Origin of the sequence: Halobacillus campisalis (genome assembly GCF_030345335.1) — a bacterium.
Taxonomy (GTDB): Bacteria; Bacillota; Bacilli; order Bacillales; family Halobacillaceae; genus Halobacillus_A; species Halobacillus_A campisalis.
This window is the reverse complement of sequence record NZ_JAPVRC010000002.1, coordinates 504,512-528,097: the sequence shown is the minus strand read 5'-3', so window position 1 is coordinate 528,097 and position 23,586 is coordinate 504,512. Positions and strand designations below refer to the sequence as shown.

Here is a 23,586-nt window from a genome sequence, read left to right as displayed (position 1 = left end):
CGTACCATCTATATATTATTTGCCAGATTTTTGCTACGATTGTTTTTCAGAGTATTTTAATGAGAAAGGATAGATGTTCATGAAGAAACGGCTCATAGCGATCGGTATCGCCGTAGCGTTATTGCTGATCGGTATTTTAAGTCAAAGTATAGGTTTTTTAATGTCAGATACATTCAGTGACTCTTCTCAAGGAATGTTCTCTAATGAAGATGAAGGGCCACAGGAAAAAGTGATGGAAGAGGGTTCTTCTTCTGAACGAATTGCTCGTATTTCAGTAGATGGTACTATTATGAGCGGTCAAGGTGGGAATCTGTTTGAAGGGGAAGGCTACAATCACGAACTTTTCCTCGAACAGCTGGATACGATTAAAGAAGATAGTACAATCAAAGGCGTTCTATTGTACGTAAATTCTCCAGGCGGCGGTGTTTTTGAAAGTGCGGAAATCCATGATAAGCTTCTGGAAATTAAAGAAGAAGGCAAACAGTTATATGTTTCCATGGGTGGGATGGCAGCATCCGGAGGCTACTACATATCAGCGCCGGCTGATCAGATTTTTGCTTCGAATGAAACGTTTACAGGCTCTCTCGGTGTCATCATGCAAAGCATCAACTATGAAGAGCTTGCTAATGAATATGGAGTTAAATTCAACACCATCAAGAGTGGTGAATTTAAAGATATCATGAGTCCTACAAAAGAAATGACTGAAGAAGACCGGGAAATCCTGCAAACACTAGTAGATGAATCTTATCAAGGATTTGTTGATGTAATCAGCGAAGGAAGGGATATGCCGGAGGATGAAGTGATTGATATCGCCGACGGACGTATCTACTCAGGTCAGCAAGCTGTGGAAAATGGTTTGATTGATAATATAGGTTTCGAAGAGGATGCTTTACAAGCATTGAAGGACGAAATGGGAACTAATCCTGAAGTCATTGAATATACGAGTGGAGAAACCATATTCGGTTTTCCTGTAAATGTAGAATCATTCCTGCCCAACAGTGAAGTGAAATGGATCAATGAAATGATCGACAACCGTCAGGGACCAAGAATGATGTATATGTATACTGAGTAAAGGAGGTAATGAATATGGATACAGTAGAACCTACTCAAACGGACAGTCATATCAACCAAGCGGTCTCATCGAACTTGAATGAAATCCAACGTTTACTCTATGCCGGATTTTTACCTCGTTTCTTTGCATACATCATTGATTTGATCGTCATATGGAGCTTGAATTCGATCATTACCAGGCCACTGATTCGTTTAACGAACTTGTCTGAGGCGAAACTTTGGATCGACTTGTTTAGTGTCACTAATATTTTGCAGTCCATTGTTTTTTTCCTCTACTTCATCTTAATGACCTGGTTTTTTAGAGCCACATTAGGGAAAATGGCCCTCGGGCTCTCTGTTGAATCGTTAGTCGGAAATCGCCTTTCTAAAGGGCAAGTCGTCATAAGGGAGCTAGTTGGACGGTATATCAGCATGGCCGTACTTGGGTTACCTTATCTAGTAGTTATTTTTACGAAAAAACATCAGGGAATTCATGACTTATTCGCAGACACATCTGTTATTAAAGATCGAATGAAAAAACTTAATAAGGAAATACAATCACAACAGCACTAAAAAAACCGAGTTCCTATAAAAGGAACTCGGTTTTCATTTTATAAACTAGCTGATTCCACAGGCGAATGATCCGTTCTTTTGTGAATATTTCTGATGGTATTCTTCAGCTTCGTAGAAAGTACCGGCTTCTGTTACTTCTGTAACGATCGGGCGTTTAAATACCCCTTTATTTGTCCACTGTTGAATCTTTTCTTCTGCAATTGCTTTTTCCCCTTCAGTGCCATAGAAGATAGCGGAACGATACTGATGTCCCACATCGATTCCTTGTTTATTCCTTGATGTCGGATCATGACATTCAAAAAAGATATTCACTAATCCTCCATACGTTATCACTTCAGGGTCATACTCAATACGAATCGCTTCTGCATGGCCTGTCGTACCCGTTTTCACTTGTTCATATGACGGATGTGCTGTATGACCGCCTGTATATCCTACTCTTGTATGTGTAATTCCTTCAAATCGTTCAAAAAATGCTTCTACTCCCCAAAAACATCCTGCACCGAATATCGCTGTCGCTTTACCCATTGTCATCTTCCCTTTCCATTAACGCAACTTCCACCTAAGAGAGTTTGACGGTTTTATCAACCAAAAAACCCCTTTTCTTATCCAGTATAAGAAAAGGGGTCGTAATATTCCGTACGATCCTCTCATCTCTTAGAATGTTTGACCATTCTACAGGAATTGGCACCGTTCTCGTCAATCATTAGATTGATTCGATGGTTGCCGGGCATCAAAGGGCCAGTCCCTCCGCCTCTCTGGATAAGAAGTTTCCGTTATTAAATTTAAGTTATTTCATATAATACAATGTTTCGATCTCGAAGTAAAGGCGAATGCATTATTTTTTTGGAAATTTCTTATGAAGACCCATTTCCTGTAGTATAAATCTCTTCAAAAGGCTGGACAATCACGAAGCCTTCACCCTTGAATTCCATTTGGATCGACTCGCCGCTCCCTCTTCCGATGAATGTCTTGAAGCTGATATCAGTCCGGAATTCAGGCTGGAGGTGACCCGACCAGGCAACTGTAGCGTTAGGGTCCGTAATAACAGGAGTGCCCGGACGGACAAGTAAAGTCAGCGGTTCATAATGAGAAGTGATCGCCACCTTTCCCGTACCTTCTAACGTGACGTTGAACAATCCACCTGACATCATACCTGCTACTTTTTTCATTAATTTGATATCCCAATCAATCCCTGGTTCAAAAGCTAATAAATCATTGCCGTTTACAGTGATCGCTTCGTTATCGAGGTCAAAGATTGTGATTTTCTTCCCCTGATCAGCCAAGTACAATCTCCCGTTTCCTGATGCTTTCATCAGTGAACTGCCTTCACCTGAGAAGGCTTTTTTGAACATACGGCCTACCCCATGTTCCAAGATCCCTTCCCGCTCGAACTTGATTCCTCCGTTATAAGAAATCATTGAACCTGCTTTTGCCCACACTTGATCAGTAAGGTTCACTTCTAATATACGAGGCGTTTCCAGTTCAAAGAACTCATTTTCGGTTTCATCCTGTTTTGTTTTTCTAATAAATTCATCGATCGAATAGTTGCTCATCATTTGTCCCCTTTCTACTTAATTCTTATTTATATACGAAAGAATGAAGAAAAAAGTTTCGAATTGTTAACCGCCAAGAAAAAGGGCGCCGTAAGCTAACGAACCAGCAATGACGAATGCCGGATGAACTTTTACCTTTTCCAATAAAACAAAGCTCAATCCAATCAGGAGGATGGTGTGGATAATACCCGTGGAACTATAAGACGTCTGGAAAAATTGATAAGCTATTACACCAAGCAGAATTCCGATAGTCGGTCTTATAAGTGAAGTCATTGTTTTTACTCTTGGGGAGCCCTTAAATTTATTCAACAGGTTAAGCAAAACGATCATCAGAAAAAGGGAAGGGGCCACTGTAGCAGACACGCCAATCGCGGCCCCGAGAATACCAGCTTGTTCATATCCTATAAAGCCTGCCATTTTAGTGGCGATCGGTCCAGGCAAAGCGTTAGCCATAGCTAACATTTCACTGAATTCATTGACCGACATCCAGCCGAACCGCCCGACTACCTCATTTTCAACAAGCGGAATGGATGCCGGCCCTCCTCCATATCCTACAATTCCTGGTATGAAAAAAGCTACAAAAATCTGCCAATAAATCATCAGGATGACTCCTTACTTTTGGATGGACCAGCTGAGTCATTTTGTTTCATCGGACGAACCAACGCAAAAATCAATAAAGCGGCGATCACGAGGCCCGGGTGGATCCCAGCAGTTTCAATTAATAAAAGAGAAGCCGCTCCTAATAATATTGTAAGGATCAGACCCAAGTTCGTATTTGCCTTTTTAAAGAAGTCGTAGGTCAGCACAGCCAGCATGACACCTACTACGGGCACGACCGCTTGAGTCATTCCATTCACCCAGGGCTGATCGCGAAAGCTGTTTAAAAACGTTAGTAATAAGATCATTAAAATGATGGTCGGAATAATCGTCGCTAACACCGCGTTAATCATTCCTAACAAACCCGAAACCCTGTAACCAATATAACCGGCCATTTTTGTTGCGATCGGTCCTGGTAATGAATTACCTAAGGCAAGCACATCCGCAAAATCATCATCTGACATCCATTTATATTTTTTGACCACTTCATTGTGCACAAGAGGTATAGAGGACGGACCTCCTCCATACCCGAATATTCCTACTCTGAAAAAGGCAAGGAAGAGATTCCATTGCTGCATGCTTTATCCTCCTTTCTATTACTATTAGTAAGCGGATATTGTCCCATCAGTCCGGGATTCTGTACCACCGAACAATACCCCTTGTTCATTTCTCCAAATGATCTGGCCTCGGCCAAATGCCCCGGAATCTAATTGGACTTCTATATGGTGGCCTTTTCTTCGTAAAGCTTCTGCGACATGGGTAGGGAATGTAGGCTCTACCCAAACAGTTTTATCTTTCATCCACTGCCAGCGTGGTGAATCAAGCGCAGCCTGCGGGTTCAAGTGGAAGTCGATCGTATTCATTGCTACTTGAAGATGTCCCTGCGGCTGCATAAACCCTCCCATGACACCAAAAGGCCCTAAGGCTTTCCCGTCTTTAGTCAAAAACCCTGGAATGATCGTATGATAGGACCTCTTATTTCCAGCTAGTGCATTTGCATGTTTTTTATCCATAGAAAAGTTATGACCCCGGTTTTGCAATGCGATTCCTGTACCTGGAACTACGAGTCCGGAACCGAAGCCCATGTAATTACTCTGAATGAACGACACCATGTTCCCTTCATTGTCGGCTGCTGCTAAGTAGACCGTTCCGCCTTTGGCAGGTTCCCCAGGTTGAGGTGTGAGAGCTTCATCAGTAATCGTATCTCTTCTTTGTTTTCCATACCCTTCACTTAACAAACTCGCTACAGATACATCCATATGCTCGGGATCCGCAATGAATTCCGCTCCATCAGTGTAAGCTAATTTCATCGCTTCTATTTGCTTATGATAAGTAGAAACCTCTTCTTTAGCACCTATATTAAAACCTTTTAGTATATTCAAGGCTGATAATGCAACTAAACCGTGGCCGTTAGGCGGAATTTCCCAAACCTCATACCCCCGATAATTTACTGAAATAGGCTCTACCCACTCAGGCTGAAAATTTTCCAAATCCTCTTTCCTGATAAAACCTTTATGTTTTCGTGAAAAAGCGTCGATTTTTTCAGCAATTTCACCTCGATAGAAATCTTCCCCTTTTGTTTCAGCAATCCTCCTTAACGTCTGCCCGTGATCGGGGGATTTCCAAACTTCACCTATTTCAGGAGCTCTGCCGTTTGGAGCAAATGTTTCAAACCAGTGAAGGAATTCATCGCCCTTTAAGACTTCTTTAAATTTATGATATCCATCTTTCCAAAACTTACCGAGAATCGGTGTCAGAGGATAACCCTCTTCAGCATAACGAATGGCTGGAGCCAATAGTTCAGTCATTGGCAGCCTTCCGAATCTTCTAGATAACTCAGCCCACGCTCTCGGGACCCCGGGAACCATAACAGGGACGAATCCATATTTAGGGATCTCATCGTATCCTTGAGCTTTCAACTTATCAATAGAGATTGAAGATGGGGAGCGTCCGCTTCCATTCAATCCATAGAGCTTATCCTTCACCCATACGAGAGCAAAGCAATCTCCTCCGATTCCATTAGAGGTCGGTTCAACTACGGTAAGGGCAGCAGCCGTGGCAATCGCAGCATCAATGGCATTCCCCCCTTGTTTTAAAATGTCTAATCCCACCTGAGAAGCCAGTGGCTGAGATGTTGCTACCATTCCATTTTTTGAAATGGTCGTCATTCTTTTAGCTGAAAACGGTTGAAATAAGTAGTCGGATTTTTCCATATGTACAGCTCCTTCACTTGTAAAAAGGTCAATAAAATTAACTTTCATTCTTTTAAAATTATCCATAAAATCATTTGTTAACTATATATAGCATTTACATTAACAATCGTTTATTGTATTGTTGATGATTATAAGGCAATATTAAGAATTTTAAAAGGCTTATCTACAAATTATTCAAAATATTTATATATTTTCTTATCTATTTGGCTCAATTAAATTTCCGGTGTGCTCATATAGACTATAATTGTGGTGGATTGTTTTCGTTATTTTTGCTTAGAGAATGAAGTCATTGAAATAGCTGTCTTTTCGCGAGGAAGAAAGTAAACTTCCTCCGCTTCTATATCTTCTCATCCTAATGACAGAACAGTAGAAATCTTGGGATCAAATTCTATAGAATCAACTCCTGTACATTCAAGCAGGTTAAACAACTACTCTACAAGGTGTGGTGTATTCATGGAAGAACATAAAAATTTAAAAACCGATGAAACAGATAAACGTATTTTAGAATTACTAGTTGATGATGGGAGAATGTCTTACGCTGATATTGGCAAAAAACTTAACCTATCCAGAGTAGCTGTTCGCTCAAGAGTCAATCAACTGATAGATAATGGTATCATCGAGAAATTTACCGCAGTCGTAAACAGTGAGAAAGTTGGAAAAGAAGTATCTGCATTTTTCGAAGTGGACTGCGAACCAAGAGCGCTGGTGGAAGTTGCGGAAAATCTGGCCAACAACCCGTATGTAGCAAGCTGTTATCAAATGACTGGCCCGAGTACACTACATATGCATGTGCTCGTCAGCGATTTTCCGGAATTAGAATCATTTATAAACAAAGAGCTTTATGCACTAGAAGGCATTACGAGGGTAGAAAGCCACATTTTACTTAGACGATTCAAGAGTAGAAGCGGTTTAAAGTTATGAGTACCTCTTCCCATCAAAAAGGCAAGGTCTGCAACAGCAGACCTTGCCTTTTTAGTGAAGTTTCATTTTACGACGTGATTTTTCAAGTAATCTTCAATAATTCTTTTATGGCTCCGTATCATTTTATCGGGAAGGTTATCGGCAGAAATAAATCTGCAATCATAAGCTTCTTCTTGATTTGCTATAAGTTCACCCTCATACGTAGCGGTGTAATAAGCTGTCGTCACTGAATAAAATTCGTCTCCGTTTTCAGCTACCGTATAGTATTCTTTCCCCGAATATATATTAATTAATTTCAATTGATTGATTCGCAGTCGCGTTTCTTCGAAGACTTCTCGTTCAGCCGCTTCTTCTGTCGTTTCACCAAGCTCCATTAGACCGCCGGGCAACCCCCATACTTCTTTAGGAAATGTACGCTGCTGCAATAGAATATCTCCCTGTTCGTTTACAATTACAACGACAGATCCAACAAGAATTAATGGACGCTTTCCCACTAATTTTCTTAGATCTTCTACATATCCCAAATTGATCTTCCTTTCTATTTAACTATAATGACTTTTTCAAAGTATAAAAGTTGACACCTGGTAAGTATTCTTTGAATTCGCCAACCACCTTGTATCCTTTCTCCACGTAAAAATCTCTTGTCCCGGGTTCAAATGTCGTATGCATCGAATAGTCTGCTCCGCGTTTTCTAGCCATTTTTTCAACGGTTTGCAGCAGTTGACTCCTTATCCCATACCCGCGATATTTTTCGTATACCCAGCAATCATTTATTTCAATCCAATTCCAGTACAGTTCAGAAGTGATTCCCCCCATACCTAACTGTTCTTCGTCAGTTACCGTTAAACATATAGGCTGAACAGCAGCATTATTCCTGGGCGAAAGGTAAGGACCTTTGCTCTTCTCAGGTGGACCTGTCTCGTAAATTGGACTAGAGAACTCTTCTTTACATTCCATATCAATTTTTACTTTAAAGTTCACTATGCTTTAGTCACCTCTAATTAAATATGAATTTGCTTAGGTCATGTTTACTAATTGTTCCCCAAAGATATATTAGCATAATTAGGAAATAAATTGAACTTATATCCAATTACCTAAAAGAAAATAAACCTTATCTATTTAGACGAGATAAAGTGATGATAGGTTTGAAAAATGAACAATTATTCATTTTTCAAAGAAGTTCTTTTGTTCTCTGGCTGTTTAATCCAATAACGTATCCCACGCCCTGCGTAAGGCTCGTCTTTAAAGCGAGGAATGACATGCAAATGAGCATGAGGAATAGTCTGGCCTCCAGTTTCACCTGTGTTCCATCCAACGCTGTAACCGTCAGGTGCATACTTTTCATCCAGCCATGCTTTCGCTTTGATCAATAACTCTCTTGAATCCTTCCACTCTTGTTCAGATAATAAAAAGACTTGACTTACATGAGCCTTTGGAATAATTAATCCGCTTCCTTCCAGGATTTTTTGTTCAGATGCTTTTTGTATGTACAAACACGTATCATTTTCAAATATAATATCTTGCTCACCATTTTGTTCTAGTGAGCAAAACATACACTCTTCTTTTCCCATAATCTCTCCTCCTGCCTAAATTTCCTTTTTAAACACAAAGCTTACACGTTCATAGTCCATTTTATCTTCGTAAAACCGATGGGCGTCGCTGCGATGAAGTCCTGAAGATAGAGCGACAGCTTCGTATTCATTTTCCGAGGCCCATTTATGAACAAATGATAAAAGCCGCTCGCCATATCCCATTGATCTTTTGTATTCAGCCGTTACTAAATCACATACCCAAACAAAACGACCATAATATAAGGTGATCATCGGCTTAAAACCAATAACGGCTGCAATTTCCCCCTGATCGTATAAAGCGAACAGTCTGTAGTTATCATTTTCTTTCGCATCTTTGACGATATCCAAATAGTTGAGCAAATCATGCTGAGGACGTAACTGACGCATGATGGGAAATGCCTCTTCAAGTTCATCATCATTATGTAATTCTTTAATATTCAACACATGACCCCCTCTTATCAACTGCCACTAGAGCAGTTTAACTACGATACCAATACATACATAATCAGTAAGAAAAATAACACTATCGCTAATAAAATCCCCAATAGCGCTCCGTAAATATTAGACTTTTTCGTGTATCCCTGCAGATCCCCAAATTCAGCCCCATCTACTTTTTTTACATGGAAGTATAAAGATAAATTGACTACAAGTAAGAAAACTATGTATAGAACTGCCATGATCTGATAGTCTATGTTCACTCTATTAGTTTCTCTCATTATGAAAAAAGCTTGGAAGAACATTAAACCACTTAAAAATAGGTTTACTCCCAAATCAACTTTTTTCTGAACATCCCATTCTTTTCCCAATTTCTCTTTTTCGTAGGCTTCGACTTTTTTAAAAATGGGGACAGGAGATCCGCTGGACTTTTTAATATATCCATAGATAGTCTGCAATAAAAATAAACAGCCCAGAGACAAAAAGAGTACCCGAAAAGTTAAAGGAACTACAGAAACAAACAGAAAATAAGCTGCCATCATGCTGGAGAATAAGATGTTCGTCGTCAGGAATTGCTTTTTTCTCATTAATTTAATTTCAGCATATGACATGGTGATCCCTCCCTTCATCCATTTTGATTGATTCCATAAGTTCATATTTCATATAAATAAAACCCCCTTATTTTACGTAAGGAAGTTTTACTCAGTATATCTTATATAAAACCAATGATAAAGATGAAGAATACAATAAAAGGAAATACAAATGTGAATGTATTAATGGCTTGTAGAATACTTAATCCTCTGCTGACAGAAGCTCGTCTGCGCTGCTGTCTTCTTATGAATTGAAATGATAAAAAAGAAAGAAACGGCACGAAAAAACCTGCTCCGCCGTAGGTGTGAGCAAGGACGCCACTGATTTCCAGCAGTAATATCCCTAATAAAATCATATTAGTAAAAAACAAAAATAACGGAATTATGTATGAACGTTTGATCACTCATATCCCCTTCTTTCTCTATGTTGTGGATTGATTGATTTATGTATACATCGTTTGGTTATGAAAATCTGGTTAACAGAATAGCTCTCCAATTAATAAATTCGTGATTTTGAGATTTTTTAGGGGGCTTCTTTGATGATGAACATATAAAACCAACTCACGAACTTGTGAGTTGGTTTTATATTAATGACCCTGATTATATTTTTGGTATCTTCTTTCATTGATCCACCAAGTGATCAATCCAAAGAATATTCCACCTATAACGGCAATCATTGCTTTTTCAAAGATGATGGCACTAGTTATACCTTCTCCAAAAAACACATCCATCATTAAAGAAAACAGGAAAAATATTAGCCCGTAAGCTAATACTCCGAAGTAAGCCACGTATTTCATTTTTCCCATCTCACGTGTCTGTCTCCAGCGCTCATTCAAAAGTTTTTGTCTCTCGTTCATTTCATCCCCTCCACTTTGAATTTTCTCATGATTACAGCTAAAAATAAATATAAACATCTTAAATCTTAATAACTTCTATCCCTTTTTTTCTATATAAAAAATGATTTATTTTGTCTGAAAATAGCGTATAATCTGACATTATCTTTTATTTGGAGGTCAGTAGTATGAAAACGTTAGACAAAATCAGTAGTTTCGTAGGCAGCACCTTTGCTGTATGGGTATTATCAGCCGCTATATTGGCATTTATATTTCCTGAAGGTTTTACCTGGATTGCACCTTACATAGTTCCATTGCTAGGAATTATCATGTTTGGGATGGGACTTACCCTGACAAAAAGTGACTTCAAAGCGGTTTTTCAAAGGCCCTTAGATGTCGCGGTAGGCGTAGGCGCACAATTTTTGCTAATGCCTCTCCTTGCTTTTTTACTTGTCACTATTCTTCCTGTTTCACCTGAGGTAGCTGTTGGTGTAATATTAGTAGGATGTTGTCCAGGTGGCACAGCATCCAATGTAATGACTTATTTATCGAAAGGGGACACAGCCCTCTCGGTTGCTATAACATCGGTATCAACATTGCTTGCACCTATTTTAACTCCGGCTTTAATGCTCTTATTCGCAAGCCAATGGCTGCCTGTCTCAGCATCAGATATGTTTCTTTCCATTGTAAACGTAGTGTTGCTTCCCATCATCTTAGGGCTGATTGTTAGAGGGATTCTCGGTACAAAAGTAGAAGCGGGAATCAAATCGGTTCCCCTCATATCTGTAATTGCCATAGTCGCTATTGTAGCTGCGGTTATAAGTGCAAATCAGCAGCAAATCGTAGAAACTGGGTTAATCATTTTCGCCATTGTCGTCCTTCATAACCTGCTGGGATATGTTATGGGGTATGGACTTGGAAAAATGTTCGGAATGGATGCCTCAAAGAAAAGAGCTGTGTCTATCGAAGTCGGCATGCAGAATTCCGGACTAGGGGCTTCGTTAGCTGCTGTGCATTTCAGTCCTTTAGCCGCGGTACCAAGTGCTATTTTCAGTGTCTGGCACAATATTTCCGGTCCGCTCATTGCAACGATTTACCGGAAACAGAAAAATAAAGAAAGCTCATCATCCAGTATTCATAAAGCTTCATAAAAAAGAGCTAGGAGATCCTCCTAGCTCTTCCTGTGTTCAAATGGGCACTTTCCATGAATAGGTTCTACATCATCACCTATAAAATATTGCTTCCACTCTCTATGCTCAGGGTCCCCGTAATGGCTGATGTTAGGATGTTTCGGAAGCTGATCCCACTTTTCTACCCGCTCACGAACCTTTTCTCTAGACATGACCCCTCCTTTTGATGTCCCTTCCAGGCCTTCAAATATCCGTCTAGGCTGAAACCCCAAAACAAGGCTTTTTCCTAAATCTCTCGTTTTTCTTTGTTTATACGCAGGGGCATTGCCAAAAGTAAAAAATGGCTCTTCGGCGAATGAAAAAGCCCACAAGTGGTGGTCAGGATCTGTCGGGTAATCTTTTGGCCAAGGTTTAGAATCTTTATTGTGTAAATACTGAAGGATCTCCCAAAAGTACTTTCTATAATAAGATATAGACTTTTCTTCCTTCTCTGGCTCTACAAACAAAAAGAAACCATGGCGGATCATTCGTTTCTGGTTATCGAATAATCTTATGAATGATTCAATCGTTTGCGGAAGATGACTCCAGTCCTCATGAGTTATGTAAGAGTAGCGCAACTCTCCTCTTTTTTCCCCTGACATACCGAAATAACAGGGGAAGGTTTTGTCAGTTACTACATCTCGGAAAGTTTCGTATTCTCTCTTGACCCAGGACGGCACAACTTTGGTGTTGACCATGTCTTCTTTTGTGTACAGATGATTTGAACGTGACAAGTAATCCTCTCCCAATCATGTAATATATTACCTTTTCCCTTGAAGCAGAATTTCAAACAATAAAAAGAGCATACTCCAGGAGTATGCTCTTTTCCATTATACTGGTTCTTCTGTAGGTTTATGCTTTTCATTATCTTTATTCTCAGACTGGTCTATAGCAAGGGCGCAAGCTGCATCCCCTGTAATATTAAGGGCTGTACGTGCCATATCAAGTACCCTGTCAATACCGAGAATTAGCGCTATCCCTTCAACCGGAAGGCTCACTTGGGTGAGCACCATTGCCAGCATGATAAGTCCTACACCTGGCACACCAGCTGTTCCGATACTCGCCAATACTGCCGTCAATACAACCATAACTAGTTGACCGAATGACAAGTCTGTGTTGTATACCTGTGCTATAAACAGGGTTGCTACACCCTGCATAATCGCAGTTCCATCCATATTGATCGTAGCACCTAAAGGCTGTACGAAGCTGCTGACTGGCTTAGAAATATTCAGCCTTTCCTGTGCCGTCTTCATCGATATAGGCAGCGTAGCGGTACTGCTGGAAGTACTGAATGCAACTGTCATAGCCGGGAAGAAATTCTTAACAAAATGGATAGGGTTCATTTTCCCAATGAAGTATATTATCGAACTGTAGAAAATCATCCCATGTAAGAGCAGACCGACAATAACAATGGCCATATAAGCAAACATGGCTCGGACGCCGTCAATTCCCATTTCACCAACTGCAGAAGCCAGCAAACCAAATGCCCCATATGGTGCGAAACGCATAATGAGGTTCACAAGCCACATCATAATTTCGTTACCTTGTTCTAAAAGACTATATACTCCAGAAGTTTTGTTGCCCAGCATAGCTAGAGCCAAACCTATTAATAGTGCAAACGTGATGATTTGAAGCATATTCTCTTCAACCATAGATTGCATAGGATTAGCAGGGATAATATTTGTAAATGTTTCTACTACTCCCGGCGATTCGCTCTCTTGCTCATAATTTGCTCCGGAAGGGTCGATGTTAGCATTACCTGGTTCAAAAACGAAAGCAAGAACTAACGCGATGGTAATGGCTACTGTTGTAGAAACCAGGAAAAAAGCGATTGTTTTTCCGCCGATTCGTCCAAGCTTTTTCGGATCTCCTAATGAAGCTGTACCAAGTGCAATAGATAAAAACACAATCGGAACGACTAGCATTTTTATTAAATTAAGAAATATGGTACCTAATGGATCAAATAAGTAAGTATTCAAAGTATCGAATAAATCCGGTGCTGTTAAATTCAGGGTTAAACCAACAACTAAACCTAAAATCAAACCTATGAATATTTTAACTGTTAAATTCATATATCTGCCTCCTTAACTTGTTATTTTTTGAAGCTCTATACATCTTATATGTCTGACTTAAAGATGATATACGTCTGAAAATTCTGCCAAATCTGCGTGGTCTGTCTTAAAAGTGAAGGGTGCTTTTCTAAATTATCAAACCAAAGCATAAAAGCATATACGACAAAAATCCTGTATTATTACCAATAATATCTATTACCCTAAAATGGAAGGGGACAAACTGAAGATGACATGATAAAAAATAGCGGACTTAGAAAAAATTTCTAAAGTCCACTATTAGTAGGAATAGTCAAATGAAAAATGTGATTGTATCCGTCTGTTTCCAACCAGATTTCACCGCCATGATGCTCAATAATCTCTTTACTTATAGATAATCCTAGACCTGATCCACCAATAACTCTGCTTCGTGAAGGGTCAACTCTATAAAGCCTCTCAAATACTTTTTCTTTGTTTTCTACCGGAATATACTGGCCTTTCCCTGCAATTGATATATAGTAATAACCTTCCTGAAGCTGACCGTTTATTTGAATCAGTGAAGTGTCCTCACTACGATACTCAATCATGTTATTTAAAAGGTTCGTCAACACTTGTTGAATCCCTTCTCTATGAATCATCATTTCTTTTTCTTCCAAGTTTGTATCTATTTGAATTTTCACTCGTTCGAATTCCAATTCAAATAGTCGGATAACCTGGTTCACAAGCTCATCTACTTGAACACTTTCCTTTGAAAACACTCTATCAGTGGAGGATCTGTCCCATTCTTTTACGGTATCTAATTGTTGAACTAAACCAGTCACTCTTTCTGTCTCTTCTGCTAATGACTTATAAATATCTCTATCACCAGCCAGAACACCTTTTTCCAGAGCTTCTAAATATCCACGCAAATTAGACAGGGGAGTTCTTAATTCATGGGACAAATCACTTAACATTTGGTTCCTATTCTTCTCTTGTTCTTGAAGTAATACAATTAAATGATTAAAATGCTGAACTAACTCGCTTATTTCATCATGAGACTTAGGGGAAATCGGCTTAGGGTAATGGCCGGATTTAAATAATTCCATTGCATGAGTCAGTTCTTTAACAGGCCTTAACATCCTCTTCGTAATGACGGCATATAGCACACCACCGAATAAAATTACAATAACACTAACTAATAGAGAGAAAGATAAAAGAGAGGAATTAAAGGAAAACTGAGTTTGACTTCCCATTCCCACTAAATTAGAAGCCAAATAGCAGGCAGTGTCGTAAATGATCAAACCTGTAAATAATACAAGCAGGATGAGAAGTGAAACATTAATAATCGTCAGTTTCATCCATAACCTTGAAGGTAAAAATTTATTAAGCTCCATGAAATTTATACCCCATTCCTCTAACTGTGACAATTCGCACAGGACGGGATGAATCTTCCTCTATCTTTCTACGAAGCTTTTTTATATGAGCATCAATTGTACGGGACATAATATCCGCATCTCCATAAGGGTGGATCTGGTTTACCAGCTGTTCTCTCGTAAAAACTTGGTCAGGATTTTCCATTAAAAAATAAAGCAAGTTAAACTCATAGTTAGTTAATTCAATTAGCTCGCCATTAAGCAGGACTTCACCTTTACGAGGCTTAATCACCAGTCCCTCTACCGCAATTTTTTGGCAGAAGTGACCTGTTCGCCTTAAAACTGCCTCCACATGTGCCACCAGTTCCTCCGGGCTGAATGGTTTCGTCATGTAGTCATCTGCCCCCAGTCTCAGACCGCTAATTTTATCGTCCGTTCTCGCTTTAGCAGAGAGCATAATGAGAGACGGGTCATCTGACTGTCCTTTTTTCACCCATTGACAAAATTCTTCTCCACTGACTTTCGGCAGCATTAAATCCAAAATAATCAAACAAGGAGAATGCTGCTCATAAACATGTTTCGCTTCCTCGCCATCATAGGCCTGAACCACATTATAACTATTTTTTTCTAAATAAATTTTAATAAGATTGGAGATTTTCACGTCATCTTCTACTACTAAAATTTTTGGTTTTATCACGCATTAACCAACTCCTATAATTCTTCTAAGCGTTGCAACATCATATCATAATTCATAGCTCCGAGCATGACCGACTGAATCCTACCCTCTTCATCGATAAACACGGAAGTTGGTACAGGATTCACTTCATATATCGTTGAAACTTCTGAATTTGTGTCCTTTAAGATTTGAAAAGAAAGACCGAATTCCTCAGCGAATTCTTCCACATCACCTACGGAAGACTCAGTTCCAGTTAAATTAACAGCTAAAATTTCTACGTCTTCGTTTTGATAAAATTTCTCCATATCTGGCATTTCAGCACGACATGGAGGACACCATGTAGCCCAGAAGTTCAGCATAACTTTCTTGCCTCGTAAATCAGACAACTTTGTTTCCTCACCATTTAATCGCTCTAATGAAAAATCTGGAGCTTGTTGACCTTGATCTAATCCCGTTTCTGGATCGTTAGTCGCCGGTCCTTCTGCGACCATTTGTGCCTCTTCACCTTCTTTATCACCCGTTTCCTCTTCCGGCTCAGTTAAGTCGTAAACAGCCCAGCCAAACAATGACGTTACGAAAAGGACTACTACCCATTTTTTCATAATTACTCTCCTTTCAGTTTAAAAAATTATGCCTAAGTTAGAAAGCCAAGTGTCTTGAACGAGGTTTAACAGCATTGTAGAAAAGCGAGTCATAAAACCTGTGTACAGTAAAATACCAACAATAACCATTGAAGCTCCACCTAATTTAAGGATCCTCTCACTGTATTTCAAAATGAATTTTGTCGAACCTATAAAAAAAGAAAAGGCTAAAAACGGGATAGCAAACCCGACGACATAAACGATTGTATACAATATTCCCTGGGTGGGATTGGAGGCAGACAGCATTAAAATAGAAGCAAAAATTGGACCAATACAAGGAGTCCACCCAGCTGCGAAACCCATCCCTGCAAATACGGTGCCCAGATAATTAAACGAAGATCTCGGTTTAAAGGTCATTCGTTTCTCTTTCATTAACCAGCGAAAGTTCAGCCATCCTGCTACAAACAAACCCATAATAATAATAAAAATCCCAGCCATTCGTTGTATGAAAAGCCCTGTTTCCCCTGTTAATAAACTTTGAATAAAATTTCCTAAATAAGAAGCACCTATGCCTAAACTAATAAAAATAGTAGACACCCCTATAAGAAAGAAAGCTGAATGAGACAGAATTTTCTTTTTCACCTTTATACTCTGATCTTCCTTAATTTCCTTTACACTCATACCAGTTATGTAAGATAGATAGGCTGGGAATAAAGGAAGGGTGCAAGGAGACAAAAAGGAAATAACTCCAGCACCAAAAGCAAGCCATATTGTCACATCTGTCATGGTAAATCTCTCCTTTTTTCAAATAACAACAGTAAAATAAATAGCAGGGCTATACCTATATAAAACCACGGATCCATTCGGTATCCCATTAGTTCAGGAGAAGGATAGAATAACCCATATATGCCTGTTAAAAGGGCTATAAAGATCACTGTTAAGATAGGAATGTTAACTAGAGTGATTAGAATAATGAACAAAAATGTGAGGGTCAATTCGCTCCAAGCCCCTTCATCATTAAATACGATAGTAAATACTGAAAAACTAAACCAGCTGAATGCTATTAACTGCACATATTCATGAGTATATATACTCCATTTGTTTTTATATAATTTGATAACTGTAATGGCTGCCGTTGCTATGTAAAACTCTAGTGTTCCACTTGGATAAGCAAGAAGTGCTATGGGGTGATCCAATAAAAGCTGCCACTTCGTCAGGAGCTTTGCACCAATGAACAATAAAATCCATGTAGTAAGGAGGGAAACAAACCCTTCAGTTACGTGTTTTTTAACTTCTTTAGTTTGGGCAGATACAAGCCAGAACAAGATTATGGCAGTAATAAAAGCAAGTACCCGTATAGCTAATAAAGGTTGGACAATCATTTTATAATACCTCGTTCCCCGCCAAGTTGTACTCCTAGTCTAAAACTGTTTTGTGAAAATATGATGAACATAAACAAAGTCTATGAAAAGAATTCCTGAAGAACCTATGATAAAATCAAACCATCCTATTATTGGAAAGGATGACTATTTTATGTACGGTATTGAGGAAAAGAGAAATGAAGTTCTTACTTTTATCGATGGATTAAATGATGAAGAAGCAAAGAAGAAACCAGACTCAAGCTCCTGGTCTATACTTGAAGTTTTAGAACATTTGAATTTAATGGAGCAATTAGTGGGCTATCAAATCGGAGAAGCTTTAAAAGACGGCACCCCAAAAGACGTCAATGAAAAGCCGTTGCACAAAACTACTAATCGGGAGTATAAGGTGGACGCTCCAGAAGCAGTTAAACCTAAAGGTGAGTTTCAGTCATTAGAGGAAGCAAGGGACGGCTTAGAGAAAAGCCGTGAAGCTACGCTATTCCTCACTCATAATAAAGACGAAGATACTTTGGAGTTATATGCTTTTCCTCATCCTTCTTTCGGTGATTTGAACCTTAAGCAGTGGGTAGAATTCATTGGATGGCATGAACTCAGACATTTAGATCAAATGAAGGAAATCTATCAAAACATCAAATAAACAAAAAAACAGACTACTATGAACCATACCTTCCTATTGTGTATAACAATGGGAAGGCAGTTCAAGTAAGTCTGCTTTTCAATAATTCAAGATTTGTTTGCCCAATAATGATAAATCCCCTAAATCTTTCTCAATAGTAACTTTTAATTTATTTAAATTTATCTTTTTACAATCTTCTGACGCTAGATGACGGAATCCTTCGATATTTTTGACCTTCACTTTCATAGAATCATTAATTATTCCTTTATCAAATAAAATGTCAAATGAGTCCTTATACGTCTGGGGCACTCCGAAATGGTATTCAGCATTGATATGAATGGACAGATCAATTGCTGCTTTACAAGCACGTTGAATATTAAGTACTATCGAGTCCTGCTTGACAGAGTCCAGTAAGTGATCAGGGTCATCATCATACACAATATAGACCTTCTGAATACATCGCTCCATAGAATTAATCTTACTTACTATCACCTCATCATGCATCTTAGGCCCTTCTTTCATTGATACTATTCGAGATCACAGCCTGCTCCTCATTAGTTAAAGCATACATGCTGTAAGCTCCCATCTGTAATTCCATCCGTAATCGTTCGTCCTCTGAGAAAATGACCGTACCTCTTGAGAATATTTGAGTCCGAAATGTAAATGAAGCATTTCTTATATCTACCAAATGAACTTCCTCTTCGATTACATCCGCTAGCTGCTGCCCCATCAAAAACAACTTATACGCAGAATGTTGCTGATTACTACAAAAAGCTAAATCAATGTCACTCTCACCGCGCTCAGCTCCATTGGAGTAAGATCCGAACATGATAATGAAGGATGGATCCAATTTTTCAACTAAAAAAGCTCTCATATATGGAATGAAATTCCCATGCAAGAAACCACTCCCTTACTAAAATCCAACACTTAAGAAAAAGAGCTGACATCAAGCCAGCTCTTTTCCTACAATGTTTCTACAGCCCTTCACAACTGCATTCTTCATATTATCTTACGTATTCTTCATATCATAAATCATGAGAAATTGACAAAATCAAACTCTACCATTTACTTATAATTAAGGGTTCCTCAATACGACATAAGTTAAACATTTTTTCATAAATAAGCTGAATTTCTTTTACACGAAGGTAAACCACAACACTGTTGTCCTGATAATAGCGCTTATGCCTTGAATGAGAGCTCCTGCTATTCTCATCGTGACACATGATTTTTCAAGAATAACTCAAACACTTATATGGATTAACCCTACCCCACCTAATTATCCGTCACTTCTGTAAAATTGTCCAAATCAAATGAGCCATTTGTCTGCAAGCTTCGAACAAATATTCTTCTCCATTTTCTATACAACTTCCTAAAGATCTAGGTCCAGGAACAATGGAAAAACACCCAGAAAAAATTGTGTTAAGCTCATCCATAGGTCCATCCAGGCTTCCAGATAAAAGAATAACGGGCTTGCCATTTTCTTTAGCTAGCTTTGCAACATACCCCGGCGCTTTACCGTAAAGCGTTTGGACATCACTTTGTCCTTCTCCCGTAATAATCATATCTGACTTTTTCACTGCCTCTTCTAATTGAATAGCATCGGAAACAAGCTCGGCTCCAGAGAACAGCCGGCCGCCCAAAGCTAAAAAAGCGAAACCAAGTCCACCAGCGGCTCCCGCTCCTTCTTCACACGAGAAATTACCACCCAAGGCCTCTTCAACCAATCGGCCAAAATGTTCTAAAGCTTGATCATACTCTTCGACTTGTTTTTCGGTGGCACCTTTTTGTGGACCGTACACATAAGTGGCACCACGAGATCCTGTTAAAGGATTGTCGACATCGCATGCTACACGAATGGTCGTCTCTTTCAATCTAGGGTCTAGAGATGTAAAATCTACGCTGTCTACTTTCATGACATCCTTCCCAAAGCAGCCTGTACTCTGACCATCTGCATCGTATGCACGCATTCCCAAAGCTTGAAAGACTCCCAACCCTCCATCGTTTGAAGAGCTTCCTCCCAAAGCTAGAACCAGCTCCTTATTGCCACGATCAAGAGCATGTAAAATGACTTCCCCGATGCCGTAGGTCGTCGTGTAATCTGGATTTCTTTGTTCTTCGGGTACGAGTGGTAAACCCGCTATTTCAGCACCCTCGATCACAGCTGTTTTATTCCCAATTTCTAAGTATCCAGTTGTTCTTCTTTCTCCAAGCGGCCCCGTGCATCCAAGTTCCACCATATCCCCCTCTATCGCATTTACCATAGCGGAAAGCGTACCTTCTCCTCCATCCGCCATAGGTTTAATCGCGGTTTCAATCAACGGGTCGACAGATTGGAATGCTCTTTCCATAACCTTAGCCGCTGCAGCCGACGACATACTGCCTTTAAATGAGTCCGGCGCGAATAAAACTTTCATAAGAACCTCCCCCTTCATACGTTATACTTCTATTCAAATTGACTATCGCTGCGATTACAATTAGACGGGGTTTTAAGAACAATAGGTTACCATACACGTTTCCTTGTTCATTTGCACAAGTTCAGTTAAGCAGAAAAAAGTCAAAAAATTAAAGTTCCTTAAATATTTTTTATTCGAAGTTTTCCTTTTGGCTGATTACACTTGATTTCTCATAATCGTTCCCAGGTAAATGACCCGCTATCGTATCTATACTTCTACACTACCCTCCACATATCAAAAAAAACGCACTCGTGATGAGTGCGCTTCACATTATTTGCGTCCTGTCCAATAAGCTCCTTCGTCCATATGGACAAAAGGAATATCAGTATCTACTTCACCTGTAATAACTTCGTCTGAAATATCTTCTCCAGCTAACCATTTTTTAAAATCAAACTCTACAGGCTGCTGATCTCCCCCAAGCGCAAACCATGCTTTCAGCTCTTTGGGAAGATATCCAGAAGTGTGGATGGTACCCGCCCAGTTACTATATTGCTTAGAGAAAACTCCTCGATCTGTATCATTCATGAGACGAAACGCATCATAAGCTCCATGTAATCGGCTTCTAGCCTCATTTATAGCATCGAGTCGTTTCATTGAGTCTACGAGATGGTTACGATTCTCTTTTTTCATTTTTTCAAAATGGTTCGTACACACGTTGGACTCTCTCACTTCGACGCCGCGTGGAGAAGCCTCAATGACATAGGTCTGGTTGCTGGGATCAAATACAATATAACTGAAAGAATGACGGTGCGGTATTTCCTTCAGCATATCGACTGCTTCTTTCACGTTAGCACAGGACTCCAGGATCAACCGTCCGATCATACAGCAGATAAAACCGTCTCCTGGTTTTTTACGGTGCATAAAGTTATACCCCATTGTGAGGCCATGTTCGTTCATCCCGTCCATCCTCCCTGTTATACGCTGGGTTGGGCCGGCAATCGCATAACCTCCATCAGTAGGCTGGAAAAATGAATACCTTCCTTCATATGTTTTGGGCATATAATCATAATTTCTTATGAAGTAGCCGTCTCCCGTCATGATGGAGCATCCCGACTTTTTGTAGTCTATGCGGTATCCGCCGAACTCCATCATCACCCGATCCATTGGCCATTCAAGGGCATCGCGCAAGCCTTTAAGTTCTTCCCAGAGTCCGGGTGCAAAGCGTGTAATAGCTTGTTTTACTTCTGACTCCTTTACTATGAACCTTGGTTTACGGACCCTCCACTGTTTTTCCCGATTTTTCACCGTTAGTGAATGTTTCAACTGTTCTCCCTGTATATACCCGAAATCATAATGGGTTCCTCGAAACTGAAGAATCTCGCTATGTACTTGTTTCATGACAAAAACCTCTTTTGCTGTAGGGTGGTTATTGATTTTTTTGGTTCCATAATTTCAGTGTTGATTGTTTCATATTATATGGAAGTTATCTGGTTAGTTTCCGTTCCTTAAAATAGAGATTGAAGGTCCGGGAAATCACTCGCTTTCCATGGGCGTACGGTGAGCTTCCTCGGGCTAACGCCCTGTGGGATCTCACCATGTACTGTCATCCCATCTCTTACACGTAAATTAGTCTAGAACCGTAAATCAGCTCATAAAACTTATGGGGAACTATCCAGCTCCAGCGCTTAGCGGCTACTGAGACTTCCTTCACTTCTGTACGATAAGTCAACATCGAATCACTCCGTTCTTCGTGTTTCCTTTATCTCCGCCAGCTCAGTCCAGTCCATACGCCGCTGAACAAAGCGCTTCCGCTTTTACAATAGGAGTCTCGCAATTTCCCGGCCCTTCTAGCGTTTGTAAGAATGACGGAAAAATGTGATAAACAGCATCACTTGAAAAAAATTCTTATGAGCAAAAAAGTGCAGAAGAACGCTTTTTCTTAGGATTGATTCATCCTACTATGATGGGCCGTTCATTTCATTTCGATTAGGTTGGTTGGGAAACGACTAGACTTTCGCGGGAGAAGGGGCTAGGCTTGATCCCACAGGGCGAAGCCCGAGGAAGCTTGCCAGGTCCCCCGCAGGAAAGCGAGTTGTTTCCCAACCAACCTATATTTCATACGATAACGACCCCCGCAATCTAAAACTGAGTCTTTAAAAATTCTGCTCTATTGTTAAATTACCCCTATATAAAAAATCCACAACTTTTAATAATACAGCTATTTTAATAGAAGAAATTCATTTGATAAAGTAAATAACCTTCTAAAAAAGGCACCTAAGCACAGGTACCTTTGATTTATTGATTAATTAGGTTTAAGAATTTTTTCGTGCGCTCTTCTTTAGGGCGTTCAAATAGATCCACAGGTTCGCCTCGCTCAATAATCTTCCCTTCGTCCATAAAAATAACTTCATCGGCTACTTCTTTAGCGAACTTCATTTCATGAGTTACAACGACCATCGTTCTTCCTTCTTTAGCAAGATCTTTCATAACGAGCAATACCTCTCCCACAAGCTCAGGGTCAAGTGCAGAAGTAGGTTCATCAAATAACATGACTTTAGGGTCTATAGCCATAGCACGCGCAATCCCAACACGCTGCTGCTGGCCACCTGAAAGCTGGTAAGGGAAAACATCTATCTTTTCTTTCAATCCAACTTTTGTTAAAAGCTCGACCGCTCTTTTTTTTGCTTCTGTTTTATTAACTTTTTGTACAGTGACTGGCCCTTCCATCACATTCTGAAGCGCAGTGAAGTGGGGAAACAAATTATACGTCTGAAATACCATCCCAGATTTCTTTCTAAAGCTCCGAATTTCTTTCTTGGATAATTTTTTCCCAAAATCAATCGATTGTTGATCGATGCTGATTAAACCACTTTCAGGCTGCTCAAGCAGGTTCAGACACCTTAGAAGTGTTGTTTTACCGGAGCCGGACGGTCCGATCACTACGACCACTTTTCCTTTTTCCACTTCCAAATCAATATCTTTAAGAACGACCAAGTCACCGAATTGTTTAGATATTTTCTGCGTACTTATCAT

29 protein-coding genes and 1 riboswitch are annotated in these 23,586 nt (G+C 39.7%); of the genes, 5 read left to right on the top strand and 24 right to left on the bottom strand.

What is annotated here, in order from left to right:
- Positions 1-79 precede the first annotated feature (79 nt).
- Positions 80-1,072 (top strand): signal peptide peptidase SppA, encoded by a 993-nt coding sequence (gene sppA, locus O2Q26_RS06695; RefSeq protein ID WP_289215154.1) that lies wholly within the window; start codon positions 80-82, stop codon positions 1,070-1,072.
- 14 nt (positions 1,073-1,086) lie between these two features.
- A complete protein-coding gene (locus O2Q26_RS06690; RefSeq protein ID WP_289215153.1) occupies positions 1,087-1,623 on the top strand; it encodes an RDD family protein in 537 nt (178 codons plus the stop codon).
- A gap of 45 nt (positions 1,624-1,668) precedes the next feature.
- Here O2Q26_RS06690 and msrA read toward each other — a convergent pair whose 3' ends face one another.
- From msrA to O2Q26_RS06665, 5 genes are all read right to left on the bottom strand, one after another.
- Positions 1,669-2,148 carry a peptide-methionine (S)-S-oxide reductase MsrA gene (msrA, locus tag O2Q26_RS06685; RefSeq protein ID WP_289215152.1) on the bottom strand — a complete coding sequence of 160 codons (480 nt, stop codon included), beginning with the start codon at positions 2,146-2,148 and terminating at the stop codon, positions 1,669-1,671.
- A 119-nt stretch (positions 2,149-2,267) separates the two neighbouring features.
- Positions 2,268-2,389: riboswitch (SAM riboswitch) on the bottom strand.
- Between the two features lie 88 nt (positions 2,390-2,477).
- Positions 2,478-3,176 (bottom strand): AIM24 family protein, encoded by a 699-nt coding sequence (locus O2Q26_RS06680; RefSeq protein ID WP_289215151.1) that lies wholly within the window; start codon positions 3,174-3,176, stop codon positions 2,478-2,480.
- A gap of 66 nt (positions 3,177-3,242) precedes the next feature.
- The gene (locus O2Q26_RS06675; protein WP_289215150.1) at positions 3,243-3,776 is read right to left on the bottom strand and encodes a chromate transporter; all 534 of its coding nucleotides are present in this window, start codon (positions 3,774-3,776) and stop codon (positions 3,243-3,245) included.
- Complete coding sequence (locus O2Q26_RS06670) at positions 3,776-4,351, bottom strand: chromate transporter (protein ID WP_289215149.1); 576 nt, start codon at positions 4,349-4,351, stop codon at positions 3,776-3,778. The genes O2Q26_RS06675 and O2Q26_RS06670 overlap by 1 nt, the downstream gene beginning before the upstream one ends.
- Positions 4,352-4,375: 24 nt before the next feature.
- Entirely contained in the window at positions 4,376-5,986 is a 1,611-nt protein-coding gene (locus tag O2Q26_RS06665; protein WP_289215148.1) for a gamma-glutamyltransferase family protein, read from the bottom strand.
- Between the two features lie 453 nt (positions 5,987-6,439).
- On the opposite strand from O2Q26_RS06665, the gene O2Q26_RS06660 reads away from it, so the two are divergent.
- The gene (locus O2Q26_RS06660) at positions 6,440-6,907 is read left to right on the top strand and encodes an Lrp/AsnC family transcriptional regulator (protein WP_289215147.1); all 468 of its coding nucleotides are present in this window, start codon (positions 6,440-6,442) and stop codon (positions 6,905-6,907) included.
- Positions 6,908-6,969: 62 nt separating this feature from the next.
- Here the strand turns inward: O2Q26_RS06660 and O2Q26_RS06655 are convergent, their stop codons facing one another.
- From O2Q26_RS06655 to O2Q26_RS06625, 7 genes are all read right to left on the bottom strand, one after another.
- Complete coding sequence (locus O2Q26_RS06655; protein ID WP_289215146.1) at positions 6,970-7,431, bottom strand: NUDIX hydrolase; 462 nt, start codon at positions 7,429-7,431, stop codon at positions 6,970-6,972.
- Positions 7,432-7,453: 22 nt separating this feature from the next.
- Positions 7,454-7,888 (bottom strand): GNAT family N-acetyltransferase, encoded by a 435-nt coding sequence (locus O2Q26_RS06650; RefSeq protein ID WP_289215145.1) that lies wholly within the window; start codon positions 7,886-7,888, stop codon positions 7,454-7,456.
- Positions 7,889-8,067: 179 nt separating this feature from the next.
- On the bottom strand, positions 8,068-8,478 hold the full coding sequence (locus O2Q26_RS06645) for an HIT family protein (RefSeq protein WP_289215144.1): 411 nt from the start codon (positions 8,476-8,478) through the stop codon (positions 8,068-8,070).
- Positions 8,479-8,493: 15 nt separating this feature from the next.
- Positions 8,494-8,865 carry a GNAT family N-acetyltransferase gene (locus O2Q26_RS06640; protein WP_289215324.1) on the bottom strand — a complete coding sequence of 124 codons (372 nt, stop codon included), beginning with the start codon at positions 8,863-8,865 and terminating at the stop codon, positions 8,494-8,496.
- A gap of 95 nt (positions 8,866-8,960) precedes the next feature.
- The gene (locus O2Q26_RS06635; protein ID WP_289215143.1) at positions 8,961-9,524 is read right to left on the bottom strand and encodes a hypothetical protein; all 564 of its coding nucleotides are present in this window, start codon (positions 9,522-9,524) and stop codon (positions 8,961-8,963) included.
- Positions 9,525-9,625: 101 nt separating this feature from the next.
- Entirely contained in the window at positions 9,626-9,907 is a 282-nt protein-coding gene (locus tag O2Q26_RS06630) for a hypothetical protein (RefSeq protein WP_289215142.1), read from the bottom strand.
- Between the two features lie 183 nt (positions 9,908-10,090).
- Positions 10,091-10,360, bottom strand: coding sequence for a hypothetical protein (locus tag O2Q26_RS06625; RefSeq protein WP_289215141.1), 270 nt, complete (start codon positions 10,358-10,360; stop codon positions 10,091-10,093).
- Positions 10,361-10,524: 164 nt separating this feature from the next.
- Here O2Q26_RS06625 and O2Q26_RS06620 point away from each other — a divergent pair, with 164 nt between their 5' ends.
- The gene (locus O2Q26_RS06620; RefSeq protein ID WP_289215140.1) at positions 10,525-11,487 is read left to right on the top strand and encodes a bile acid:sodium symporter family protein; all 963 of its coding nucleotides are present in this window, start codon (positions 10,525-10,527) and stop codon (positions 11,485-11,487) included.
- 20 nt (positions 11,488-11,507) lie between these two features.
- On the opposite strand, the gene O2Q26_RS06615 is transcribed toward O2Q26_RS06620, so the two are convergent.
- The 7 genes from O2Q26_RS06615 to O2Q26_RS06585 form a co-directional block, all read right to left on the bottom strand.
- Positions 11,508-12,203 carry a YqcI/YcgG family protein gene (locus tag O2Q26_RS06615; RefSeq protein ID WP_289215323.1) on the bottom strand — a complete coding sequence of 232 codons (696 nt, stop codon included), beginning with the start codon at positions 12,201-12,203 and terminating at the stop codon, positions 11,508-11,510.
- Positions 12,204-12,335: 132 nt separating this feature from the next.
- Positions 12,336-13,577 carry a dicarboxylate/amino acid:cation symporter gene (locus O2Q26_RS06610; RefSeq protein WP_289215139.1) on the bottom strand — a complete coding sequence of 414 codons (1,242 nt, stop codon included), beginning with the start codon at positions 13,575-13,577 and terminating at the stop codon, positions 12,336-12,338.
- 263 nt (positions 13,578-13,840) lie between these two features.
- Positions 13,841-14,926 carry a sensor histidine kinase gene (locus O2Q26_RS06605; protein WP_289215138.1) on the bottom strand — a complete coding sequence of 362 codons (1,086 nt, stop codon included), beginning with the start codon at positions 14,924-14,926 and terminating at the stop codon, positions 13,841-13,843.
- Positions 14,916-15,599 carry a response regulator transcription factor gene (locus O2Q26_RS06600; protein WP_289215322.1) on the bottom strand — a complete coding sequence of 228 codons (684 nt, stop codon included), beginning with the start codon at positions 15,597-15,599 and terminating at the stop codon, positions 14,916-14,918. Before O2Q26_RS06600 ends, O2Q26_RS06605 begins: the two co-directional genes overlap by 11 nt.
- Positions 15,600-15,616: 17 nt before the next feature.
- On the bottom strand, positions 15,617-16,183 hold the full coding sequence (locus O2Q26_RS06595; RefSeq protein WP_289215137.1) for a redoxin domain-containing protein: 567 nt from the start codon (positions 16,181-16,183) through the stop codon (positions 15,617-15,619).
- 18 nt (positions 16,184-16,201) lie between these two features.
- On the bottom strand, positions 16,202-16,948 hold the full coding sequence (locus O2Q26_RS06590) for a cytochrome c biogenesis CcdA family protein (RefSeq protein ID WP_289215136.1): 747 nt from the start codon (positions 16,946-16,948) through the stop codon (positions 16,202-16,204).
- Positions 16,945-17,544, bottom strand: a complete 600-nt coding sequence (locus O2Q26_RS06585; RefSeq protein ID WP_289215135.1) for a hypothetical protein — start codon at positions 17,542-17,544, stop codon at positions 16,945-16,947. Before O2Q26_RS06585 ends, O2Q26_RS06590 begins: the two co-directional genes overlap by 4 nt.
- 151 nt (positions 17,545-17,695) lie before the next feature.
- On the opposite strand from O2Q26_RS06585, the gene O2Q26_RS06580 reads away from it, so the two are divergent.
- A complete protein-coding gene (locus O2Q26_RS06580) occupies positions 17,696-18,181 on the top strand; it encodes a DinB family protein (protein WP_289215134.1) in 486 nt (161 codons plus the stop codon).
- A 78-nt stretch (positions 18,182-18,259) separates the two neighbouring features.
- Here the strand turns inward: O2Q26_RS06580 and hepT are convergent, their stop codons facing one another.
- The 5 genes from hepT to O2Q26_RS06555 form a co-directional block, all read right to left on the bottom strand.
- Positions 18,260-18,628: a type VII toxin-antitoxin system HepT family RNase toxin gene (gene hepT, locus O2Q26_RS06575; protein WP_289215133.1), complete on the bottom strand. Its 369-nt coding sequence runs from the start codon at positions 18,626-18,628 to the stop codon at positions 18,260-18,262.
- Positions 18,629-18,665: 37 nt separating this feature from the next.
- Positions 18,666-19,058, bottom strand: a complete 393-nt coding sequence (gene mntA, locus O2Q26_RS06570; protein WP_289215132.1) for a type VII toxin-antitoxin system MntA family adenylyltransferase antitoxin — start codon at positions 19,056-19,058, stop codon at positions 18,666-18,668.
- A 385-nt stretch (positions 19,059-19,443) separates the two neighbouring features.
- Entirely contained in the window at positions 19,444-20,574 is a 1,131-nt protein-coding gene (locus O2Q26_RS06565; RefSeq protein WP_289215131.1) for a glycerate kinase, read from the bottom strand.
- 309 nt (positions 20,575-20,883) lie between these two features.
- A complete protein-coding gene (locus O2Q26_RS06560) occupies positions 20,884-21,951 on the bottom strand; it encodes a C45 family autoproteolytic acyltransferase/hydrolase (RefSeq protein ID WP_289215130.1) in 1,068 nt (355 codons plus the stop codon).
- 897 nt (positions 21,952-22,848) lie between these two features.
- Positions 22,849-23,586 carry an amino acid ABC transporter ATP-binding protein gene (locus O2Q26_RS06555; protein WP_289215129.1) on the bottom strand — a complete coding sequence of 246 codons (738 nt, stop codon included), beginning with the start codon at positions 23,584-23,586 and terminating at the stop codon, positions 22,849-22,851.

What these genes read in the sequence shown, in the direction of transcription:
- sppA (WP_289215154.1), top strand. Translation starts at nt 80, where the DNA reads ATGAAGAAACGGCTCATAGCGATCGGTATCGCCGTAGCGTTATTGCTG.
- O2Q26_RS06690 (WP_289215153.1), top strand. Translation starts at nt 1,087, where the DNA reads ATGGATACAGTAGAACCTACTCAAACGGACAGTCATATCAACCAAGCG.
- msrA (WP_289215152.1), bottom strand. Translation starts at nt 2,148, where the DNA reads ATGGGTAAAGCGACAGCGATATTCGGTGCAGGATGTTTTTGGGGAGTA.
- O2Q26_RS06680 (WP_289215151.1), bottom strand. Translation starts at nt 3,176, where the DNA reads ATGAGCAACTATTCGATCGATGAATTTATTAGAAAAACAAAACAGGAT.
- O2Q26_RS06675 (WP_289215150.1), bottom strand. Translation starts at nt 3,776, where the DNA reads ATGATTTATTGGCAGATTTTTGTAGCTTTTTTCATACCAGGAATTGTA.
- O2Q26_RS06670 (WP_289215149.1), bottom strand. Translation starts at nt 4,351, where the DNA reads ATGCAGCAATGGAATCTCTTCCTTGCCTTTTTCAGAGTAGGAATATTC.
- O2Q26_RS06665 (WP_289215148.1), bottom strand. Translation starts at nt 5,986, where the DNA reads ATGGAAAAATCCGACTACTTATTTCAACCGTTTTCAGCTAAAAGAATG.
- O2Q26_RS06660 (WP_289215147.1), top strand. Translation starts at nt 6,440, where the DNA reads ATGGAAGAACATAAAAATTTAAAAACCGATGAAACAGATAAACGTATT.
- O2Q26_RS06645 (WP_289215144.1), bottom strand. Translation starts at nt 8,478, where the DNA reads ATGGGAAAAGAAGAGTGTATGTTTTGCTCACTAGAACAAAATGGTGAG.
- O2Q26_RS06640 (WP_289215324.1), bottom strand. Translation starts at nt 8,865, where the DNA reads ATGCGTCAGTTACGTCCTCAGCATGATTTGCTCAACTATTTGGATATC.
- O2Q26_RS06635 (WP_289215143.1), bottom strand. Translation starts at nt 9,524, where the DNA reads ATGTCATATGCTGAAATTAAATTAATGAGAAAAAAGCAATTCCTGACG.
- O2Q26_RS06625 (WP_289215141.1), bottom strand. Translation starts at nt 10,360, where the DNA reads ATGAACGAGAGACAAAAACTTTTGAATGAGCGCTGGAGACAGACACGT.
- O2Q26_RS06620 (WP_289215140.1), top strand. Translation starts at nt 10,525, where the DNA reads ATGAAAACGTTAGACAAAATCAGTAGTTTCGTAGGCAGCACCTTTGCT.
- O2Q26_RS06615 (WP_289215323.1), bottom strand. Translation starts at nt 12,203, where the DNA reads ATGGTCAACACCAAAGTTGTGCCGTCCTGGGTCAAGAGAGAATACGAA.
- O2Q26_RS06610 (WP_289215139.1), bottom strand. Translation starts at nt 13,577, where the DNA reads ATGAATTTAACAGTTAAAATATTCATAGGTTTGATTTTAGGTTTAGTT.
- O2Q26_RS06605 (WP_289215138.1), bottom strand. Translation starts at nt 14,926, where the DNA reads ATGGAGCTTAATAAATTTTTACCTTCAAGGTTATGGATGAAACTGACG.
- O2Q26_RS06595 (WP_289215137.1), bottom strand. Translation starts at nt 16,183, where the DNA reads ATGAAAAAATGGGTAGTAGTCCTTTTCGTAACGTCATTGTTTGGCTGG.
- O2Q26_RS06590 (WP_289215136.1), bottom strand. Translation starts at nt 16,948, where the DNA reads ATGACAGATGTGACAATATGGCTTGCTTTTGGTGCTGGAGTTATTTCC.
- O2Q26_RS06585 (WP_289215135.1), bottom strand. Translation starts at nt 17,544, where the DNA reads ATGATTGTCCAACCTTTATTAGCTATACGGGTACTTGCTTTTATTACT.
- O2Q26_RS06580 (WP_289215134.1), top strand. Translation starts at nt 17,696, where the DNA reads ATGTACGGTATTGAGGAAAAGAGAAATGAAGTTCTTACTTTTATCGAT.
- hepT (WP_289215133.1), bottom strand. Translation starts at nt 18,628, where the DNA reads ATGGAGCGATGTATTCAGAAGGTCTATATTGTGTATGATGATGACCCT.
- O2Q26_RS06565 (WP_289215131.1), bottom strand. Translation starts at nt 20,574, where the DNA reads ATGAAAGTTTTATTCGCGCCGGACTCATTTAAAGGCAGTATGTCGTCG.
- O2Q26_RS06560 (WP_289215130.1), bottom strand. Translation starts at nt 21,951, where the DNA reads ATGAAACAAGTACATAGCGAGATTCTTCAGTTTCGAGGAACCCATTAT.
- O2Q26_RS06555 (WP_289215129.1), bottom strand. Translation starts at nt 23,586, where the DNA reads ATGATAAGTACGCAGAAAATATCTAAACAATTCGGTGACTTGGTCGTT.